This window comes from Amycolatopsis ponsaeliensis (assembly GCF_030182635.1).
Lineage (GTDB): Bacteria > Actinomycetota > Actinomycetes > Mycobacteriales > Pseudonocardiaceae > Amycolatopsis > Amycolatopsis ponsaeliensis.
Genome location: NZ_JAPZLD010000134.1, coordinates 1 through 372, shown reverse-complemented (window position 1 = coordinate 372; position 372 = coordinate 1). Strand labels below are relative to the sequence as shown.

Sequence of the window (372 nt, the reverse complement as noted above, 5' to 3'; positions counted from 1 at the left end):
CTGGCCGGCATCCGGGTGCCCCGCTCGGGCGGTGGGAGGCCGCGGACGCGTCCTGATCGGGTGCTGGCGGACAAGGCTTACACGTCGAAAGCCAACCGGGCTCACCTGCGCAGTCGCGGGATCAAGGCGACCATTCCGAGTAAGGCTGATCAGGACGCGCACCGCAAGGCCAAGGGGTCGAAGGGCGGTCGGCCACCGGCCTTCGACCCCGAGATCTACAAGCGGCGTCATGCGGTGGAGTGCGGAATCAACCGGCTCAAACGCCACCGTGGGGTGGCCACCCGATACGACAAACTCGCGGTTCGGTACGAGGCCACTGTCCAGATCGCCGCGATCAACGAATGGCTCTAACCGACTTCGATACAGGCCCTA

The 372-nt window shown here is 65.9% G+C and carries 1 protein-coding gene; it reads left to right on the top strand.

From position 1 onward, the window contains the following. A partial coding sequence (locus tag QQ657_RS56550) for a transposase (protein ID WP_284750756.1) occupies positions 1-351 on the top strand: 351 nt, incomplete at its 5' end. Between the last annotated feature and the right edge of the window lie 21 nt (positions 352-372).